Raw genomic sequence first — 19,676 nt, 5'->3', positions numbered from 1 at the left:
CATGACCCAGACCACCCCCACTCTTAGCTGGGTTGCCTGTGCCAACGGCCACGCGGATTTCCCATTGCAGAACCTGCCATTGGGCGTGTTCAGCACCCAGGGTTCGGCGCCGCGCAGCGGTGTGGCGATCGGCGAGCAGATTTTCGACCTCGAGGCAGCGCTCGACGCCGGCCTGTTTGACGGTGCGGCCCGCACGGCGGTGCAAGCCACCCGTGGCGGCCAGTTGAACGCCTTCTTCGAACTTGGTCGGGGCCCCCGTGTTGCCCTGCGCGAGCGCTTGCTCGAACTGTTGGCCGAAGGCAGCACCCTGCGCGGCAAGATCGAAGCCCAGGGCGCCAAGCTGCTGCACCTGGCCGCCGACTGCCAGATGCACCTGCCGGCCCGAATCAACGACTACACCGACTTCTACGTGGGCATCGAGCACGCGCAGAACGTCGGCAAACTGTTCCGTCCAGATAACCCGCTGCTGCCGAACTACAAGTACGTGCCTATTGGCTACCACGGCCGCGCGTCGACCATTCGCCCGTCCGGCACCGAGGTCCGTCGCCCGAAAGGCCAAACCCTGCCAGCCGGCCAGAGCGAGCCGACTTTCGGTCCGTGCGCGCGCCTGGACTATGAGCTGGAACTGGGGATCTGGATCGGCCAGGGCAATGCCATGGGCGACTCGATTGCCATCGGCGACGCCGCTGAGCACATCGCCGGTTTCTGCCTGCTCAACGATTGGTCGGCACGCGATATCCAGGCCTGGGAGTACCAGCCACTGGGGCCGTTCCTGTCGAAAAGCTTCATCACCAGCATCTCGCCCTGGGTCGTCACCGCCGAGGCCCTGGAGCCTTTCCGTCTTGCCCAGCCGGCGCGTCCGCAGGGCGATCCGCAACCGCTGCCGTATCTGCTCGACAACCGCGACCAGGCCGCAGGCGCCTTTGATATCGAACTGGAAGTGTTGTTGCTGACCGAAGCCATGCGCGAGCAGAATCTGCCGGCGCACCGTCTGACCCTGAGCAACACCCAGCACATGTACTGGACCGTGGCGCAGATGGTCGCGCACCACAGCGTCAACGGCTGTCAGTTGCAGGCCGGCGACCTGTTCGGTTCGGGCACCTTGTCGGGGCCTGAGAGCGGTCAGTTCGGCAGCCTGCTGGAAATCACCGAGGGCGGCAAAAAACCGATCGAGCTGGCATCCGGCGAAGTGCGCAAGTTCCTCGAGGACGGCGACGAAATCATCCTGCGCGCGCGTTGCAGCCGTGACGGTTTTGCGTCCATCGGCTTCGGCGAATGCCGGGGCAAGATCCTGCCAGCGCGCTGAGAGGATCGGCCAATGGAGCTCTTTACCTACTACCGCTCGACCTCGTCGTTCCGGGTGCGCATTGCCCTGGCACTCAAGGGCCTGGATTACCAGGCGCTGGCGGTCAACCTGATCGGCCCACAAGGTGGTGAACACCGTCAGCCGGCCTACTTGCAGATCAACCCGCAAGGCCGGGTGCCGGCCTTGCGCACCGATCAAGGCGAGCTGCTGATCCAGTCACCGGCGATCATTGAGTATCTGGAAGAAGCTTATCCACAGGTGCCGCTACTGTCCGGCAACCTCGTTCTGCGTGCGCACGAGCGTGCGGTGGCGGCGTTGATTGGCTGCGACATTCATCCACTGCACAACGTCAGCGTGCTCAACAAGCTGCGTCAGCTGGGCCACGACGAGCCGCAGGTGGTGGAGTGGATCGGCCACTGGATCAGCCAGGGGCTGGCGGCCGTCGAGCAGTTGATCGGCGACGCGGGCTACTGCTTTGGCAGCGCACCGGGGCTGGCGGATGTGTACCTGATCCCTCAGCTGTATGCAGCCGAGCGTTTCAACTTAAGCCTTGAAGCCTATCCACGGATTCGCCGGGTTGCCGCGCTGGCAGCCCTACACCCGGCGTTCATCCAGGCCCATCCGGCCAATCAGCCGGATACTCCGTAACGGCGGTTCCCAGCATTCAATACTGGCGGGGGTGTGCCTGGATCAGGCGCAACCCCCAGCCGGTCGCGAAGGTGCCGTCGGTGTGTGGCAGGTGATCGATTGCTGTTTTGAACCGCTCCTGCAATTGCACGCGGGCGGCGGGTGTCAGCCGATCGACGTCGTAGGTGGCGCTGAGTGATTGCCAGAGCTCGGCGAAGTCGGGCTGCCAAGCCACATCGATGTCTTGCACCGTCACCTGCTCGAAGTCGGCGCTGAACAGCGCTCGCCAACCCTCCTCGGTACGCATGCGCGGATCACCCATCGGTAAATGCGCCAAGGCGTCCTGCTGCGCCACTTGGCGAAACACCTGCAGATACGCTTCACCCACCGCACCCAACAGAAAACCCCGGCCAACGATCGTCGCAACCTTACCGTCCTTGCGCAGCACGCGGCGTATTTCGCTGAGCACTTGCTCGATGTCGTCCATCAACATCAGGGCCAGATGCGACACCACCACGTCGACACTCGCCGTGCCGAGCGACAGCGCCTGGGCCCGCTCCTTGAGCAGGCTGACACTGGCGGGCAAACGCGCGCGGGCTTCGTCCAATTCAGCCTGGCTGAGGTCGACGCCGGTCAACTGCAGTCGTTGCGGATAAAGTTGCTCGAGCAGTTCCAGCAGATAGCCGTTGCCGCACGCCAGGTCCAGTACGCTCAGGCTGGCGGACGAGCTCGGTAGGGTGGCTGCCAGCGCGGCGTAGGACGATGCATGCTGTTCGCTGCACAAGTGGGCAAACGCGACGCTGGTGGTGCCAGGTCGGCGCTGGTGGAAATCTTCCAGGAAACGTTCCGCAGGGGAAGGTAAGTGCATGACAGCCTCGTCCGTGGTGGCGCAAAAAATCCAGGGCGCCAGTGGACCATCCATCGCTTCAATGCACAATCGAGTTGGGTGGCAGATGCCCCAGGCGTTCAGTCAGGCGCAGGCGCTGGATCGGGTCGTCGCTGAGCAGCAGGGCGTGCTCCAGGTCGAAACGTTCGGCGTTGGGGCAGTCCAGGCGCTGGTAGAGGCTGGCGCGGGCCAGGTAGTCGCTGGCGTTGGCATTGCCCAGTTCCAGCACCCGCTCGGCATCTATCAGCGCGCCGATGCAGTCGTCGTTGGCCAGGTACAACTGGCGCAGGTTGCGTGACAGGCGCTGGAGCATCTGCAGCGGCTCGCTGGTCAGCAGGTGCTCGGCGTTGAGGGGCATGTTCGGGCCATATTGGCGCTGCAGCAGCTCCCGGCAATCGTTGGGATACAAGCGTCGACCGCCGCAGGGGTCGAGCAGATGATCGGCGCCGGGTACCCGTAGCAGGAAGTGTCCGGGGAAGTTGACCCCGACCATGGGGATCTCCAGGCGGCGAGCCAGTTCCAGGGCGATCAGGCCCAGCGCCAGCGGCTGCCCGCGGCGCCGCTCCAGGACCTTGTTGAGCAAGGCCGCCTGTGGACGCAACGGGGTGGCTTCGTCCTGCTGGTAACCCAGGTCGTTGAGCAGGCGCAGCAGCGGTTGCGCCAATTCGCTGACCGGCAACATCGGCAGGCCACTGCTGACCCGCTGCACCAGATCCTTGAACTGTTCCAGCAATACCGGCGGTTGCACCTGCGCATCGTGCTCGGCCGCGATCCACAGCGCTGCTTCAAAAAGCGCCGGGGGCGAGCGTTGCAGGCAGGCGAAAAAAGCGTGGCGCGGGTTCATTGAAATCTCCGGCGAATGCCCCGTTTTAGCCCCGTCGCAAGCATTCGTCCAGTGCCGCGCGCGAGGGCGTGCAAGTTATGCCGGAAAGCCTTGGCGTGGGGCTTTGCTTATTCCGGTGCGCTCCAGCAATTTTTGCCCGCGCGCCTATACTGGCGACTACTGGAAGTGATTCGGGAGCCCCACGATGTTCGCTCTCATGCAAAGCACTCGCCTTGAATCTCTACACCTGAGCGTCGACCCAGCCACCGGGTTGAAGGCCGTGATTGCCATTCATTGCAGCCGCCTGGGACCTGCCCTCGGTGGGTGCCGTTACCTTGCCTACCCCGACGATGAAAGCGCCGTGACGGATGCTGTGCGCCTGGCCCAGGGCATGAGCTATAAAGCGGCCCTGGCGGGCTTGCCCCAGGGTGGCGGAGTGGCGGTGATCATCCGCCCGCCGCATGTGGAAAACCGCGCGGCGCTGTTCGAGGCTTTCGGGCGCTGTGTCGAGCAACTCGATGGCCGCTACATCACCGCCATCGACAGCGGCACCTCGGTGGCTGACATGGACTGCATCGCCCAGCAAACCCAGCATGTCACCAGCACCACCGCCTCAGGCGACCCATCGCCACATGCAGCGATGGGGGTGTTCACCGGTATTCGAGCGACCGCCATGGCGCGCCTGGGCAGCGATAACCTGGAAGGCTTGCGCGTTGCGATCCAGGGCCTGGGCAATGTCGGTTTTGCCCTGGCTGAGCAACTGCATGCCGCGGGGGCCGAGTTGCTGGTCAGCGATATCGACCCGGGCAAGGTGCAACTGGCGATGGAGCAGTTGGGCGCCCATCCGATTGCCAACGAGGCACTGCTCAGCACCCCCTGCGACATCCTTGCGCCCTGCGGCCTGGGCGGGGTACTCAACAGCCACAGCGTGGCGCAGTTACGCTGTGCGGCGGTCGCCGGTTCGGCCAACAACCAGTTGACCAACCTCAGCGTCGCCGACCAACTGGAGGGGCGTGGCATCCTCTATGCGCCGGACTATGTGATCAACTCCGGTGGGCTGATCTACGTGGTGCTCAAGCACCGCGGCGATGAGTTGTCGAGCATCACCGGGCATCTGTCGCAAATCAGATCGCGCCTGACTGAAGTCTTCGCCCATGCCCAGGCGGAAAAACGCTCGCCAGCGCGGGTGGCGGACGAACTGGCGGAACGCCTGCTTTATCGCTGAGCTCCCATTCCCCAGGCCTGCCCGTGTTCAAGGCGGGCCAGTATTGTTCGCGCTATTTTCAGCAAGAGCCGCTCGGTGAGCATTTTTTGTCACGCCGGGCTTGCGGCCGTCCGCGGTTTTTTCGGCAAGGTAGAGGCTGGCTAAATTTTGCCGATGGACGGGAGGGTCGTAGATGAGCTTTCAAGCACCTTTGCGGGACATGCGCTTTGTCCTGCATGAACTATTCGATGTAAGTGCCCATTGTGAGTTGCTGGGTAACGGCCTTGATCGGCAACTGATCGATGGCGTGTTGGACGAAGCGGCGCGTTACACCGCGCAGGTGGTGGCGCCGCTCAACCGCAACAGCGACGAACAAGGCGCCACCCTGGCCAACGGTGAGGTCAGCACCCCCGACGGTTTTCCCCAGGCCTATCGACAGTACGTCGACAACGGCTGGGCCAGTATGACCGGGCCGAGCGAATACGGCGGCCAGGGTTTTGGGCAGATGGTGGCGGCGAGTTTTCATGAAATGCTGATGGCCGCCAGCCTGTCGTTTCGGGTGTACTCCGGGTTGACCGAAGGCGCGGTGCTGGCCCTGTACAAACACGGTGACCAGGCGCTGAAAAACCTCTACCTGGAAAAAATGGTCAGTGGCACCTGGACCGGCACCATGTGCCTGACCGAACCCCAGGCCGGGACCGACCTGTCACTGCTACGCACCCGCGCCGTACCCCAGGCGGACGGCAGTTACGCGGTGAGCGGCAGCAAGATCTTCATCAGTGGTGGCGAGCAGGATCTTTCCGAGAACATCGTGCACCTGGTGCTGGCCCGATTGCCGGATGCCCCGGCCGGGGTCAAGGGTATCAGCCTGCTGCTGGTGCCCAAGTTCATCGCCGGTGCCGACGGCGGCCTGGGGCGGCGCAACAACCTGAGTTGTGGGGCCATCGAGCACAAGATGGGGATCAAGGGCACCTCGACCTGCGTGATGAACTTTGACGGTGCCAGCGGCTGGATTATCGGCGCGGCCAACCAGGGACTGGCCTGTATGTTCACCATGATGAACGACGCGCGTTTCCAGGTTGGCCTGCAAGGCCTGGGCATTGCCGAGCGGGCGTTCCAGGGATCCTTGAGCTACGCCCGCGAACGCTTGCAGTCGCGAGCGCTGGAAGGCTCTGCCGCGCCGGACAAAGCCGCCGACCCGATCATTGTCCACCCTGACGTGCGGCGGATGCTGCTGACCCAGAAAACCCTGCTCGAAGGCTGCCGCATGGTGGCGGCCTACACCGCGCAGCAACTGGACCTGGAACATGCCCACCCGGATGCCCAGGCGCGCAAGCAAGCGAGCCAGCGCGCGGCGTTGCTAATCCCGATCGTCAAAGCGTTTTTCACCGACATGGGCCAGGAAGTCGCCAGCCTCGGAGTGCAGATTTACGGTGGCCACGGTTTTATCCGCGAGTGGGGCATGGAGCAGTTGATGCGCGACAGTCGCATCACCCAGATCTACGAAGGTACCAACGGCATCCAGGCGCTGGATTTCATCCGTCGAAAACTGCTCGCCGATGGCGGCCAACAGCTCACTGCGCTGCAGGACGAACTGCATCAATGGTGCGCCCGTCACGCCTTGTCGAGCGAGTTGAGCACGCTGGTCCTGGCGCTTGAGACGCGGGTGCTGGAATGGCGAACGCTGACGACTCACGTGATCGCCATCAGTGCGGTCAATGTGCAGGAGATTGGTGCCTGCTCCGTGGACTTCCTGCAGTACTCGGCCTATGTGCTGTTGGCCGGCTTCTGGTTGCAGGCGGCAGCCCGTGCCGAAGCGGCCCTGGCCGCCGGCACCGAGGAAGTCGAGTTCTACCGGGCCAAGTTGAACAGTGCGCGGTTCTACAGCGACCGGATTTTGCCTCGGGCCAGTGCCCATCGCGAGGCAGTCCTGGCGGGAGCGGAGTCGCTGATGGCGATGCCCGAAACCAGTTTCGCCTTCTAATCGCTACAGGCATGAAAAAGGCCCTGGATCAGTGATTCAGGGCCTGTTCAATTCTGCCGGTAATTACTTCGCGGCTTTGACCGCCTTGGCCGGTTTGGCAGCCTTGGCGGGTTCGCCTGGCTCGACGTCTGCGGCGGGTTCAGCAGGCTCGACCGCTGCTTCAGCCGGGGCAGGGCTGCTGAGCAGTTCGGTCAGGGCGTCCGGCTGGCTCTTGAATGCCTTGGCGAACACATCGCGATTCTTCGCCATGTAGATACCGGCTTCTTCCACTTGCTGTTCGGTCAGGGACGGAACGGCTTTTTGCAGCACTTGTGCCAGAAACTCGGCGAGTTCGAGCATTTTGTCATGACGGTCAGCTTCGGCTTTATCCATGAACAAGCGCTCCAGATCTCGGCTGCTGCGGTATACCACTTCGACGGCCATTTACCACCTCACATGCCTTCACATTAGTTGTCTATTGCGACTACTGTATTTATATACAGCGAAAGGATAAGCCAATCCCGGTCCTTTGGGTAGTCGCTTTTTAATCTAGACCGGTTTCACGGTTTGTCAGGTGGCGCTATGCCATGCTCCGCGCAGTGCTCAGACACACAAAGTGTCCAATCCCGGTCCACCGTCATCTCACATCACAGCCGCTGGCCTTTTTTCTGCATGCAGAACAACAGTCATATCGAACCCGCATCATCCGGTCGAACCGACCTAAGGAACAATTAACGTGAAAATCCATTGGGCGGAGCGAATTCGCCAGAACGTGCATGAGCTGGCGGAAACCCTGGGCAACCTGTTCGTCGAAACCTTCCATTACCTGGCCCTGTTCGCCATTGGCGCGGTCACGGCCTGGGCGGCGGTCATGGAATTTCTTGGCATGATCGAAGAGGGACACATCAAGATCGACGACATCTTGCTGTTGTTCATCTACCTGGAACTGGGGGCGATGGTCGGGATTTATTTCAAGACCAACCACATGCCCGTGCGGTTCCTGATCTACGTGGCGATCACCGCCTTGACCCGCCTGCTGATCTCCAACGTGTCGCACCACAACCCGCCGGACGTGGGTATCATCTACCTGTGCGGCGGGATTCTGCTGTTGGCGTTTGCCATCCTGGTGGTGCGTTATGCCTCTTCGCAGTTCCCCTCGGTGAAGATCGAGCACCCGCAACGCAAGGTGGGTGCCGGCTCCAGTGAGCACCCGGAAGTCGAGAAGGGCGAGCTTTAAGGGCGGGCTGACAGGGGCAGGGCGGCCTTGGCCATCGGCGGCGGCAACTTGAGGTTGTCGCTGTCGGTCATGGCTTCGAGAATAGCCATGGCGCTATGCCCTTGCTCGATGGCGATGCCGAACTGAATGCTTTGCACCAGCCGTTTCAAACGCTGCGGATCGTTGCGCTGGGCGACGCTGATCATCCGCTTGGCGACGATGCGCCCGGCGTTGGACAGGGTCAGCATGATGCCGCCGTCCAGCCCCTGAATGCTCAGGTTGATCTGATAATCGGCGGCAAAGGTGTCGGTAATCAGTTGGAAGGGGTTGTCCATAATGCGTCACCGCTTGATTGGATCGTGCAGTCATTGACCGACTGCGCCCGCAATTGTTCGCAGTTCCGGACCGTCGGCAGATAGCAGTGACGTAGCAAGGGGCATGCCCGCGGGGGTGATCACCTGAAGATCAGCGAGCCTGACCCCATCCTGTGGGAGCGGGCTCGCCCGCGATAGGGCCGGCACCACCAGCATCGGCGGCGCCTGACACTGCGCTATCGCTGGCAAGCCGCAAGCGGGCGCCGCAAGCGGACGCCGCAAGCGGGCACCAGCTCCCACATGGAGCAGATGAGCGGCATCAGCCGCTCAGCTTCCTGCGGTCCGTTTCAGGGCAGAACGGAGTAGATGATCGCAGACAGTGCAATCAGGCCGATCACAACCACGAACACGTTCGACACTTGGCCCGAATACTTGCGCAGAGATGGCACGCGACGAATCGCATACATTGGCATCAGGAACAGCAAGCATGCGATGACCGGCCCGCCGAGGGTTTCGATCATGCCCAGGATGCTTGGGTTGAAAGTCGCCACGGCCCAGCAGCTGAGGATCATGAACAGTGCGGTGGCACGGTTCAGCCAGTTGGCCGACATCACCCGGCCACGGCCGCGCAGGCTCTTGACGATCAGGCCCTGGAAACCTTCACTGGCGCCGATGTAGTGGCCCAGGAAGGATTTGGTGATCGCCACCAGCGCAATCAACGGTGCGGCGTAGGCGATGACCGGGGTCTGGAAGTGGTTGGCCAGGTACGACAGGATCGAGATGTTCTGCGCCTTGGCAGCCGCCAGGTCAGCGGGGGACAGGGCCAGCACGCAACTGAAGCAGAAGAACATCACCGTCAGCACCATCATGCTGTGGGCGACGGCGAGGATGCCGCTGCTTTTCGCTTCGGCCTGGGCACCGTAGCGGTGCTTCTGGTCGACGGCGAAAGCCGAGATGATTGGCGAGTGGTTGAACGAGAACACCATCACCGGGATCGCCAGCCACAGGGTCTTGAAGAACACCGGCAGCGGCATGCCCTCACTGGCGGAAGCGAAGAACGCGCCGTTCCAGTTCGGGATCAGGCTCAGGGCCAGCAACAGCAAGGCCGCGACAAATGGGTACACCAGCACGCTCATGGCCTTGACGATCACGCCCTGGCCGCAACGTACGATCGCCATCAGGCCGAGGATCAGCACCAGCGACAGCACCGCCCGCGGCGGCGGGGTGATGTGCAGCTGGTGTTCCATGAAGCTGCCCAGGGTGTTGGTCAACGCCACGCTGTAGACCAGCAGGATCGGGAAGATAGCGAAGAAGTACAGCAAGGTGATCAGCTTGCCGGCACCGACGCCGAAGTGTTCTTCCACCACCTCGGTGATATCGCCGGAGCGCCCCGACAAGACAAAACGGGTCAGGCCGCGGTGGGCGAAGAAGGTCATCGGGAAGGCCAGCACTGCCAGTACCAGCAACGGCCAGAAGCCGCCGACGCCGGCATTGATCGGCAGGAACAGGGTGCCCGCACCGATGGCCGTGCCGTAAAGGCCGAGCATCCAGGTGCTGTCGTGTTTGCTCCAGCCCTTGTGGGCTGTTTGCGTAGCGTGGGTCAGATCTACAGCGGGGTTTTCGGCAGCAGGTGTACGTACATCGGTCATCGTTTTGGCCTCGTTATTATTTTTGCTCAGGCTCACGTGTTACGGGCGGCAGGGAATGCTCCTCAGCATTCCACCCAGCTGACAGCCAGGCCGCCCCGTGAAGTCTCTTTGTATTTGTCATGCATGTCGGCGCCGGTATCGCGCATGGTGCGGATCACCCGGTCGAGGGAGATGAAATGCTTGCCGTCGCCGCGCAGGGCCATCTGGGTGGCGTTGATCGCCTTCACCGCAGCAATGGCGTTGCGCTCGATGCACGGCACCTGGACCAGGCCGCCGACCGGGTCGCAGGTCAGGCCCAGGTTATGTTCCAGGCCGATCTCGGCGGCGTTTTCCAGTTGCTCGGGCGTGGCGCCCAGCACATCGGCCAGGCCGGCCGCGGCCATGGCGCAGGCGGAGCCAACTTCACCCTGGCAGCCGACTTCGGCGCCGGAGATCGAGGCGTTCTTCTTGCACAGGATGCCTACGGACGCGGCGGCGAGGAAAAACGCCACCACATCGTCATCCGACGCCTCGGGGTTGAACTTCATGTAGTAATGCAGCACCGCCGGAATGATCCCGGCCGCGCCGTTGGTCGGTGCCGTGACCATGCGCCCGCCGGCGGCGTTCTCTTCGTTGACGGCGAGGGCAAACAGGTTCACCCATTCCATCGCCGAAAGGGTCGAACTGATGACGTTCGGCTTGCCGATTTCCAACAGGCTGCGGTGCAATTTCGCCGCGCGTCGTGGCACATCCAGGCCACCGGGCAGGATGCCTTCGTGGCGCAAACCCTGCTCGACACACTCACGCATCACCGACCAGATATGCAGCAGGCCCTGGCGGATTTCCGCGTCGCTGCGCCAGGCCCGTTCATTGGCCATCATCAATTCGGAAACCCGCAGGCCATGCTGGTTGCACAGCGACAGCAGTTCGGCGGCACTGGAAAAGTCGTACGGCAACTGCACGTCATCGCCTGCTGCTGTGCCGGACTCGACCTCGGCCGCCTCGACGATAAAACCACCGCCCACCGAGTAGTAGGTCTGCTCGAACAGCAGGCCATTTTCGCTAAAGGCGCTCAGCGCCATGGCGTTGGGATGGTAGGGCAGGCTCTCATCGAGCAGCAGCAGGTCGCGTTGCCAGTCGAAGGCAATGTTCAGGCGGCCGCCAAGTTGCAATTCGCCACTGTCGCGTAGCTGTTGGATACGTGGGCCGATGCTGTTGGGGTCGATGCTGTCCGGCCATTCGCCCATCAGGCCCATGACGCAGGCGCGGTCGGTGGCGTGGCCGACGCCGGTGGCAGACAGCGAGCCATACAGGCGGACTTCGACGCGCCAGACCTGGGCCAGCAGGCCTTGGTCGAACAGCGCCTGGGCGAAGGTGGCGGCGGCGCGCATCGGGCCGACTGTGTGGGAACTGGACGGGCCGATGCCGACCTTGAAGAGATCAAAAACACTGATAGCCATGCTAAAGCCTTACAAGCAATGGAGTAGGAATCGCTGCCATTTTTTGTAGGACGAGCGCAATGTCGGCGATACTGCCTACCTCGGTCCACGGTGACCAACGAAACTTCCTAAGACAGGCTTTAGCAGGACTAAACGATGAGTCGTCAATTTCACGCCCAGACTTACGTCTGGCTGCATGTGTTTTCCTGTGCGGCGCGGCACCTGTCGTTCACCCGTTGTGCCGAAGAGCTGCACATCACCCCCGGGGCGGTCAGCCAGCAGATCCGTCAGTTGGAAGAGCGCCTGGGTTTCCGCCTGTTCCATCGGCGCGCCCGTGGCGTCGAGTTGAGTGCCGAAGGCCAGCGCCTGGCGATCACCGTCGGCGAAGCCTATGGCAGCATCGACGCAGAGTTGCGCCGACTGGACGCCGGCATGATCAGCGGCATCCTGCGCCTGCGTTCGATCCCGTCCTTCCTCGGCAAATGGCTGACCCCGCGCCTGCCACGCTTGCAACAGCGCTACCCGGATATCCAGTTGCGCCTGGTGGCCGAGGACAGCAGCGTGGCCCTGCACGAGGGCGACTTCGACCTGGCCATCGACCTGAATGACGGCAGCTACCCGGGGCTGTTATCCACAGCCCTGCTCGATGAACAGATCTTTCCGGTCTGCGCCCCCAGCCTGCTGCGTGGGCGCCCCCCGCTGCACGGCCCGGCGGACCTGGTGCATTTTCCGTTGTTGCACGACATCACCGCCTGGCGGGGCAGCTACGAATACGCGGAATGGGAGTTCTATCTCAACGCCATCGGCTTCGACGGTGCAGATGTACGGCGTGGGCATACGTTCAATCGCAACCACCTGACCATCGAGGCGGCGATTGCTGGCATGGGCGTGGCCATTGCCCGGCGCACGCTGCTCAATGATGAACTGGAGCGCGGCACCCTGATCGTGCCCTTTGGTGTTGCGGTGCCCAACTACAAACGTTACGTGCTGCTGTATGCACCGGGTGCGCTGAGTCATCCGGGCGTACGCGCGGTGCACGACTGGCTGGTGGAAGAGGCGCAGATCTTTCGCGGAATGCACCCTTTGGGTGAGGGGCAGATGTGAGTAATTGTTGCAGTGTTACCAGGCGACCCAACTCCCGACCTTAACAGCGCTTTTGTCCGTTGTCCGACTTTTTCAGCAATGAAAATTTATCTTTTTTTAGGGGTTGAATTGTTTCACCGTCTGCCCAACTCTGTAAGTAAGAGGTCACGGTCACTGAAGATTCAACGCTACACCGGACCTCTCGCGAGCTAGCTGAAATAAGGGATGAACTATGCAAATCCAAGTCAACAGCGATAACCATATTGAAAGCAGCATCCGACTGGAGGAGTGGGTACGTACTACCATTGAGAGCACGCTCGAACGTTATGAAGAAGACCTGACCCGCGTTGAGGTCTACCTGCGGGATGAGAACGGCGACAAGCCCGGTCCCCACGATTTAAGTTGCCGCCTGGAAGCACGGCCAAAAGGCCATCAACCACTGTCGGTGTCCGCCAAGGGCGATACCCTGGAACAGGCGATCGACAGCGCAGCCACCAAACTGGAACACGCGCTGGAACATCTGTTTGGTCGACTGCAAGGCAAGCCACGCGCTGCCGGGAAAAACCAGCCAATCAACAAAGTGAATGAAGACGCACTGGAACAGGAATTCCTGGAAAACGAAAATGCTGTGATCAACGGCTGACCGGTTCTTCATCCTCTACAAGCGGGCCTGCATTTGCAGGCCCGATTTCATTTAGCTGCGTCGGAAAAAATACCGACTCAGCAGCGCCAGCCCACACGCCCCCAACCCTGCAAACAACATGGCCCAACCGGCGCCATGGCGCAGTGCTGCCTGGGCATTGTTGAGTGCCAGCCCCGGCGAATCCAACTTACCCGCTGCAATGTTTTGGCTGATGGCCGGCCAGTCCAGTGCAGTGCTCGCAGGCAACACCTCAGCCAGTTGATGGCTGATGCCCAGCAACAGCACCAGGCCCATCAGCGCGATGTTGATTGCCAAGGTAATTAATCGTGCGCTCAGATCGATGCCCGACGCCATGCCCGCGCGGTCGGCGGACACCGAGCCCGTGGTGGTGTTGGTAGTGGGCGAGTTGGTCAGCGCCAGGCCCACGCCCGTCAGCACGCAGCTAGCCAGTATCAGCCCGATATCCGGGTGTTCGGCCATGTTGATGGCGGCCATGGCCAGAAACCCTATAGCCATCAGTCCCAGGCCCAAGGGGATGACGCCTTCGGCGCCGTAGCGCAGGGCGAGGCGCTCGGCCAGCGGCGGAACCAGCAGGGTCGGCAAGGTGTAGGCGAGCAGGGCCGCACCAGTGGTCAGGGTGTCGTAACCCAGGCCGGCCTGGAAGTACAACGGAAGGTAGATCATGAAAGGCCAGAAGCTGAAGTTCATGCCGATCGAGCCCATCAACGCACCGTTGAAACGGTGGATGCGAAATACCGCGAAGTCGAACATCGGGTGCGCGCTGCGGCGCTCAATCACGATAAACAACAGCAACGCAGCCAGCGCCAGGCCCGCCCAGCCCGGTACAAAGCCATTTTCGCTGCCTTGGGTGATGAAGTAGACCAGGGCAAACACCGACAGCGTCAACGTCAGCATGCCGGCGATATCGAGGCGATGAGCGGCCGGGTCGCGGGATTCTTCCACGCTGACGCGCAGCAGTACCAAGGTGAACAATGTCAGTGGCACATGCACCAGGAACACCCAGCGCCAATCCGCCACGGCCAGGATCAATGCGCCGACCATCGGTCCGAAGCCGAGGCCCACGCCGGCAATCACGCCCCATATGGCAAATGCCCGCGCCCGCGCTGCCGGGTCGCGGAACAGGTGCGAGAGGATGGCGAACTGACAAATCATCATCGCCCCACCGCCAATGCCCTGGACAAACCGCGCGACAATCAGTGTGGAGGCGCTGCCGGCCAGCCCACACACCAGCGAAGCCACGGCAAATACCCACAGGCACAGCACCAGCATGCGTCGACGGCCAAAGCGGTCAGCCAATGTGCCTGCCGCCATCAGCACGCTGGTACAGGCCAGGGTGTAGGCGTTCATGATCCATTGGGCGTCCTGGAAACCGGTGCCCAGTTGCTGTTCCAAGGTGGGCAGGATGATCGGCACGCTGGAAATTTCCAGGCCGAACATCAGTGCCACCAGGCACACGGCGGTGAGGGCCAGGTTGTTTCTGGCGGTGCTGGTTGTATTGGCGGCCGATAAGCTGGCGGCGGGTGGCATGGGATTCTCCTGTGGATAAATGATGGGAGTTATTCTCGCGGGAACTTGGTTCTTTATTCGTGATAAATTTTCTTTGAATAGGGGATTCAAGGGCGACAATTGCACCATGGCCACACCACGTTTTGATGGCGTTGAACTCTTTCTGCAGATCGTCGAAAGCGGCAACCTGACCGAGGCCGCCGAACGGCTCAATCTCACGCGTTCGGCGGTGGGCAAGGGTTTGGCGCGGCTGGAGGCGCGGCTTGGCACGTGTCTGTTGCAGCGTTCGACCCGTCGCCAACGGCTCACCGAAGATGGCCAGGCCTACTACGAACATTGCCTGCGCGCACTGGCGGAACTGGAGGCAGCCGAATCGGTGTTGGAAAGTGGCCGCCAACAGCCACGCGGACGCTTGAGGGTGAGTTTGCCGCTGGCGTTCGGACATCACTACGCGGCGCCCGCACTGTGGGGCTTGATGGCGCGTTATGCAGAACTGGAAATCGAGATTTGCTTCGCCGACCGGCTGGTGGATCTGGCCCAGGAAGGCTTCGACGTGGCCGTGCGAATCGGCCCGCTGCCCGACACCGACCGCCTCAGCGCGCGCCGCCTGGGTGAACAGTCCGTGTGCCTGGCGGCTGCACCGGCTTACTTGCAGCGTGTGGGGCCAATTGAATCGATCGACGACCTCGCCGGCCACCGCGGCATCGCCTATCGCTGCAATACCCCACACCGTTCCCGGGTGGTTTCGCCGCTGCTGATGGACGACCTCCAGGCCGTGGCCGACGCCGCTGTCGCGGGCGTGGGCCTGGCCTGGTTGCCGAGTTGGCTGGTGGCGCACTATGTGCTGCGTGGACAACTGGAAGCCGTGTTGCCCAGCTACCGTGAGCAGCCTTCACCGATCCATGTGATCTGGCCCACGGCGGTTCATATGCCGGCCAAGACGCGCTGTGCCATCGACGCGTTGGTGGCCGGCACGCCGTCGTGCCTGGCGGGCAGTTGATCAGAACGCAGCGCTGACCAGCGGAGCCAGGCTTTTTCATCGGAGTCTTTTGCACATGAGAATATTTATCATTACTATTGGCCTCCGTTGACCCTGCGCTGGCATGGACCGCGCGCAGATTTCCTTTCGTTTCAAGGTCGAAACATGAAAAGCCTCCCCGTTTCCTATCGCCTGGCCGTCACCTCGCGGGTGCTGGCCGCGCTGTTTGGCGGTTACCTCCTCGCGGCACTGGCCAGTATCTGCATGAGCCTGTGGCTGCCCATGGCCCGCGCTGAAGCCGTGGTCAGCGGCATGATGACGTCCTTTCTGGTGTACCTGGTGGCCGTGCTCTGGTGTTTTGCCAGTCGCAGCGCCTGGCAGGCGTGGTTCGGTCTGTTGCTGCCCGGCGTGGTGCTGGCAGCGTTCGGTGGCCTGGGTTACTGGTTGGGGCAATCATGAAAGAGGGCTTCCGTCAGGCCATGGCCTGGTTGCACACCTGGACCGGATTGATCTTCGGCTGGATTCTGTTCGCGATCTTCCTCACCGGTACCTTGTCGTACTTCAACGACGAGATCAGCCACTGGATGCAGCCGGAAATCCCGGTGCGCCAGGTCAGCAGCGAAGCCAGCCTGACGCTGGCGCAGCACTACCTGCAGCAGCACGCCGGCGGTGCCGGGCGTTGGGTGATCAGCCTGCCGAGTGCGCGCGACCCGGGCCTGTCGGTGTCCTGGCAGATGCCGGGCAATGAGGGGCGACGCGGCCCTCGTGAGCAACGCCAACTCGACCCACTCAGTGGTGAGGTGCTGCAGGTGCGCGATACCCGCGGCGGCGACTTCTTCTATCGCTTCCACTACCAGTTGCAGATGCCCCACCCGTGGGGCCGCTGGTTATCCACCAGCGCGGCAATGCTGATGCTGGTGGCGTTGATCACCGGGATCATCACCCACAAGAAAATCTTCAAGGACTTCTTCACCTTCCGCCCGCGCAAGGGCCAGCGCTCCTGGCTCGACGGGCACAACGCGGTGGGGGTGCTGGTGCTGCCGTTTCACCTGATGATCACCTACAGCAGCCTGGTGATCTTCATGTACATGGTGATGCCGGCGAGCATCCTGGTGGCTTACCAGGGCGATACCGACAGCTTCTTCAGTGAGCTGTTCCCGGCGTCCGAGTCACCCAAGGCCCAGGGCCAGCCCGGGCAGTTGCTGGCGCTGGCGCCTTTTGTCGAGCGGGCGCGTGAACAGTGGGGCGGCGGCCAGGTGCGCCTGGTGACGGTGAGCCATCCAGGCGACGTCAAGGCCACGGTGAATGTCATGCGCAGCAGCGCCGACCGGGTGATGTATGAGTTCGGCAGTGCCGTGGCGTTCGACGGGGTCAGCGGCGCGTTTCTCACGGCTGATCCGGCACGTCCGGCGCCCATGGCCATTGCGGGCAGTTTCTACGGTTTGCACCTGGGGCATTTTGCCGGTCCGACCCTGCGCTGGCTGTACTTTATCTGTGGCTTGGCCGGCACCGCGATGATCGGCACCGGGCTGGTGATCTGGCTCGGCAAGCGCCAGTTGAAACATGCCAAGAGCGGCGTGATGCCGTTCGAGTTGCGGCTGGTGGAGGTGCTCAACATCGCCAGCATGTCGGGGCTGCTGATCGCAGTGGCGGTGTTCTTCTGCGCCAACCGCCTGTTGCCGGTGAACCTGGCCGAGCGTGGCGAGTGGGAGGTCAACAGCTTTTTCATCGCCTGGGGCTTGAGCCTGCTGCATGCCTTGGTGCGTCGTGGTCGCGTGGCCTGGGTCGAGCAACTGGCACTGGCCGCCGGGTTGTTCTGTGCGGTGCCGCTGTTGGACGCCTTGAGCAGCGAGCAGTCGTTGCGCATGTTGTTGGCGCAAGGCGACTGGGCCCGTCTGGGCTTTGACCTGACGTGCCTGGGCAGTGGTGTGTTTCTCGCCTGGGCGGCATGGAAGATGAGGCGTGCCGCGCAGCTCGGCGGCAAAGCCCCGGCGCGTGCGGTGCGTGCGCCGAGTGTCAGATCCAAAGTCGAGGTGAACTGAATGCTGCTGCCCGTGTTGCTGAGCTACAGCGGATTTACCGCGTTGTGCCTGTCGATGGACCGCCATCATCGCGACCTGCTCGCCCGTACGCCGACGACGCGTGTGCGGCGGCTGCTGCAGTTGTGTGGCTGGTCGCTGTTGGGCCTGTCTTTGGCGGCGGCCGTTCTGGCCACCGGCTGGAGCCTGGGCCTGGTCGAGTGGTGCGCGGCCCTGATGGCCAGCGCCATGCTGCTGGTGTGGTTGCTGCCATATCGGCCGCGCCTGGTGATGCTCATGGCGGCCCTCGGGCTGCTATTCAGCCCACTGGTCGCGTTGGCGCTGGGGTAGGCGAGGCGAGCCGAATGATCAGCATGCCCCCTGAACCGCAGAAGGCCGACGGTAGCGACAGCCCGAGCGGCCGTGCGCATTTTCTCCAGGTGTTTTTGTCCCAGCGCTCGCAGATGGAAGCCTTGGTCAGTCGGCGGGTGGGGTGTCGGGCGACGGCGGCCGACCTGGTGCAAGACCTGTTCCTGCGGTTCTGGCGGCGGCCGTTGGTGCAGGTCGAGGAACTCAGCACGTATTTGCTGCGTTGCGCCGGCAACATCGCCATCGATCACCTGCGCAGCGAAGGCGCCCGCGGCCGGTTGAGCGAAGGCTGGCTGCCGGAGCAGCAGGACAATCTTGGGGTGGAGCCGCAAGCGGCGCTCGAAGCCGGCAATGACTTGCGCCATGTCGAAGCCGCGCTGCGCAGTTTGCCCGAGCGCACCCGACAGATTTTTTTGCTCAACCGCATCCACGGCCGCAAGTACGCGCAGATTGCCAAGGTCATGGGCGTGTCCCAGAGTGCCGTGGAAAAACATATGATGCGCGCGCTCGAAGCCTGCAAGGCCAGTCTGCGGGACCCCGAATCACGTACGCCAGGGAAAGCCCCGTGAACCACGACACTCGCGTCCTGCCGACGCCCGCGCAGGAACAGGCCGCACTGGCCTGGCTGAGCCTGTTGCACGATCAGCCAAGCAGTGGCGATCAAGCGACCTTCAGTCATTGGCTGCAGGCCGATCCTGCCCACGCCGAGGCGTATGCCCAGGCCCAGGTGATCTGGGAACTCAGCGAAGTGCCCGCGCGTACCCTGGCCGATGAAGATGCCTTGGCCTTGCAGGGCTACCTGAATGCGATGAACCGCTCGCGGCGTTCGACTGTGCGGCGCTGGTCGGGTGGGCTGGCGTTGGCCGCCAGCCTGCTGCTGATGGTGTCGATGGGGGCGGGCTGGCAGCCGTCGCGCTGGTTCGATGACCTGGGCGCCGACTATGTCTCGGCGCCGGGGCAGGTGCGCAGCGTGACCCTGGCCGATCAGTCAGTGATCACCCTGGATGCCGACAGCGCCATTGCCGTGGATTTCAGCCGCGGTGAACGGCACGTCGAGGTGCGACGGGGGGCTGCGTTTTTCAGCGTCAGCCACACGGGTGAACCCTTTGTGGTCGATGCCAACCAAGGCGAGGCGCGAGTCCTCGGCACCCAGTTCGAAGTGCGCCTGCAACCCATGGGCGCGCAGGTCAGCGTGCTCTCGGGACGGGTCGGCGTCACCCCGGGCAAAGGTGCCGAGCAGCAGGTGCTGGGCGCCGACCAGCAAGTGGCCTACAGCGCCGGCCAGGCCCGTGCCCTGCAAGCTATCGATGCGCAGGCGCAACTGGCCTGGCGCCAGGGCTGGCTGAATTACTACAAGGCACCCCTGGCCGACGTGGTGCAGGACCTGCAGCGTTATTACCCGGGGCGAATTGTCCTGCTCAACGATGAACTGGGCACGCGCCGTATCAGCGGCAGCTTCCCCAGCCACGACCCGCAAGCAGTCCTGGCATCGTTGCAAGGGCTGCTGGGCTTCGAGCAGAACCACCTGGGCAGCCTGATCATCCTGCGCTAAAGGCCCCAGCAATACCCGCGTAGCAGCTACAGATCGCGGGTGTGCAATTATTTTTGCGGATCAGATGAGGTAAAACCGAGCGCCATCCGTGTAGTGGTG

General features: G+C 62.7%; 19 protein-coding genes and 1 pseudogene. 13 read left to right on the top strand and 7 right to left on the bottom strand.

The window, feature by feature from the left end; translation table 11 throughout:
* Position 1: 1 nt before the first annotated feature.
* Together fahA and maiA are read left to right on the top strand one after the other, a co-directional pair.
* Entirely contained in the window at positions 2–1,306 is a 1,305-nt protein-coding gene (gene fahA, locus ACIOVD_RS23835; RefSeq protein WP_401130563.1) for a fumarylacetoacetase, read from the top strand.
* 12 nt (positions 1,307–1,318) lie between these two features.
* Positions 1,319–1,954, top strand: coding sequence for a maleylacetoacetate isomerase (gene maiA, locus ACIOVD_RS23830; RefSeq protein WP_401130561.1), 636 nt, complete (start codon positions 1,319–1,321; stop codon positions 1,952–1,954).
* A gap of 16 nt (positions 1,955–1,970) precedes the next feature.
* On the opposite strand, the gene ACIOVD_RS23825 is transcribed toward maiA, so the two are convergent.
* Together ACIOVD_RS23825 and ACIOVD_RS23820 are read right to left on the bottom strand one after the other, a co-directional pair.
* Complete coding sequence (locus tag ACIOVD_RS23825; protein ID WP_401130559.1) at positions 1,971–2,801, bottom strand: class I SAM-dependent methyltransferase; 831 nt, start codon at positions 2,799–2,801, stop codon at positions 1,971–1,973.
* A gap of 58 nt (positions 2,802–2,859) precedes the next feature.
* Entirely contained in the window at positions 2,860–3,663 is an 804-nt protein-coding gene (locus ACIOVD_RS23820) for a SirB1 family protein (RefSeq protein ID WP_095169399.1), read from the bottom strand.
* A 184-nt stretch (positions 3,664–3,847) separates the two neighbouring features.
* Between ACIOVD_RS23820 and ACIOVD_RS23815 the strand changes: the two genes are divergently transcribed.
* Positions 3,848–4,867, top strand: coding sequence for a Glu/Leu/Phe/Val dehydrogenase dimerization domain-containing protein (locus tag ACIOVD_RS23815; RefSeq protein WP_095169400.1), 1,020 nt, complete (start codon positions 3,848–3,850; stop codon positions 4,865–4,867).
* Positions 4,868–5,039: 172 nt separating this feature from the next.
* On the top strand, positions 5,040–6,830 hold the full coding sequence (locus ACIOVD_RS23810) for an acyl-CoA dehydrogenase C-terminal domain-containing protein (RefSeq protein ID WP_401130556.1): 1,791 nt from the start codon (positions 5,040–5,042) through the stop codon (positions 6,828–6,830).
* A 159-nt stretch (positions 6,831–6,989) separates the two neighbouring features.
* On the opposite strand, the pseudogene ACIOVD_RS23805 reads toward ACIOVD_RS23810, so the two are convergent.
* Positions 6,990–7,253 (bottom strand): annotated as a pseudogene (locus tag ACIOVD_RS23805) (YebG family protein); the annotation flags it as partial.
* 292 nt (positions 7,254–7,545) lie between these two features.
* On the opposite strand from ACIOVD_RS23805, the gene ACIOVD_RS23800 reads away from it, so the two are divergent.
* Positions 7,546–8,046 carry a phosphate-starvation-inducible protein PsiE gene (locus tag ACIOVD_RS23800; protein WP_095169403.1) on the top strand — a complete coding sequence of 167 codons (501 nt, stop codon included), beginning with the start codon at positions 7,546–7,548 and terminating at the stop codon, positions 8,044–8,046.
* Here ACIOVD_RS23800 and ACIOVD_RS23795 read toward each other — a convergent pair.
* The 3 genes from ACIOVD_RS23795 to ACIOVD_RS23785 all read right to left on the bottom strand — a co-directional run bounded on the left by ACIOVD_RS23795 (position 8,043) and on the right by ACIOVD_RS23785 (position 11,427).
* Entirely contained in the window at positions 8,043–8,360 is a 318-nt protein-coding gene (locus ACIOVD_RS23795; RefSeq protein ID WP_401130554.1) for a DUF3509 domain-containing protein, read from the bottom strand. The two genes, ACIOVD_RS23800 and ACIOVD_RS23795, sit on opposite strands and share 4 nt — an antisense overlap.
* A 326-nt stretch (positions 8,361–8,686) precedes the next feature.
* A complete protein-coding gene (locus ACIOVD_RS23790; protein WP_095169429.1) occupies positions 8,687–9,988 on the bottom strand; it encodes a serine/threonine transporter in 1,302 nt (433 codons plus the stop codon).
* Positions 9,989–10,050: 62 nt separating this feature from the next.
* Positions 10,051–11,427, bottom strand: a complete 1,377-nt coding sequence (locus tag ACIOVD_RS23785; RefSeq protein WP_401130552.1) for an L-serine ammonia-lyase — start codon at positions 11,425–11,427, stop codon at positions 10,051–10,053.
* A gap of 135 nt (positions 11,428–11,562) precedes the next feature.
* On the opposite strand from ACIOVD_RS23785, the gene ACIOVD_RS23780 reads away from it, so the two are divergent.
* Both ACIOVD_RS23780 and ACIOVD_RS23775 read left to right on the top strand, forming a co-directional pair.
* Entirely contained in the window at positions 11,563–12,510 is a 948-nt protein-coding gene (locus ACIOVD_RS23780) for a LysR substrate-binding domain-containing protein (protein WP_095169407.1), read from the top strand.
* Between the two features lie 211 nt (positions 12,511–12,721).
* Positions 12,722–13,132 (top strand): HPF/RaiA family ribosome-associated protein, encoded by a 411-nt coding sequence (locus ACIOVD_RS23775; protein ID WP_027618585.1) that lies wholly within the window; start codon positions 12,722–12,724, stop codon positions 13,130–13,132.
* Positions 13,133–13,183: 51 nt separating this feature from the next.
* Here the strand turns inward: ACIOVD_RS23775 and ACIOVD_RS23770 are convergent, their stop codons facing one another.
* Positions 13,184–14,680: an MFS transporter gene (locus ACIOVD_RS23770; RefSeq protein WP_401130549.1), complete on the bottom strand. Its 1,497-nt coding sequence runs from the start codon at positions 14,678–14,680 to the stop codon at positions 13,184–13,186.
* A 106-nt stretch (positions 14,681–14,786) separates the two neighbouring features.
* Between ACIOVD_RS23770 and ACIOVD_RS23765 the strand changes: the two genes are divergently transcribed.
* From ACIOVD_RS23765 to ACIOVD_RS23740, 6 genes are all read left to right on the top strand, one after another.
* Positions 14,787–15,659, top strand: coding sequence for a LysR family transcriptional regulator (locus ACIOVD_RS23765; protein WP_159993855.1), 873 nt, complete (start codon positions 14,787–14,789; stop codon positions 15,657–15,659).
* Between the two features lie 144 nt (positions 15,660–15,803).
* A complete protein-coding gene (locus ACIOVD_RS23760; RefSeq protein ID WP_095169412.1) occupies positions 15,804–16,097 on the top strand; it encodes a DUF3649 domain-containing protein in 294 nt (97 codons plus the stop codon).
* Entirely contained in the window at positions 16,094–17,680 is a 1,587-nt protein-coding gene (locus ACIOVD_RS23755; protein ID WP_401130546.1) for a PepSY domain-containing protein, read from the top strand. Before ACIOVD_RS23760 ends, ACIOVD_RS23755 begins: the two co-directional genes overlap by 4 nt.
* Entirely contained in the window at positions 17,681–18,007 is a 327-nt protein-coding gene (locus ACIOVD_RS23750) for a DUF3325 domain-containing protein (protein WP_095169414.1), read from the top strand.
* Positions 18,008–18,021: 14 nt separating this feature from the next.
* On the top strand, positions 18,022–18,594 hold the full coding sequence (locus ACIOVD_RS23745; RefSeq protein ID WP_095169415.1) for an RNA polymerase sigma factor: 573 nt from the start codon (positions 18,022–18,024) through the stop codon (positions 18,592–18,594).
* On the top strand, positions 18,591–19,577 hold the full coding sequence (locus ACIOVD_RS23740) for a FecR family protein (protein ID WP_401130544.1): 987 nt from the start codon (positions 18,591–18,593) through the stop codon (positions 19,575–19,577). Before ACIOVD_RS23745 ends, ACIOVD_RS23740 begins: the two co-directional genes overlap by 4 nt.
* Positions 19,578–19,676: the final 99 nt, after the last annotated feature.

Source organism: Pseudomonas sp. NPDC087626 (assembly GCF_044743405.1).
Classification (GTDB): domain Bacteria; phylum Pseudomonadota; class Gammaproteobacteria; order Pseudomonadales; family Pseudomonadaceae; genus Aquipseudomonas.
The sequence above is the reverse complement of the archived record's forward strand: the minus strand, read 5'-3'. Positions and strand labels throughout refer to the sequence as shown.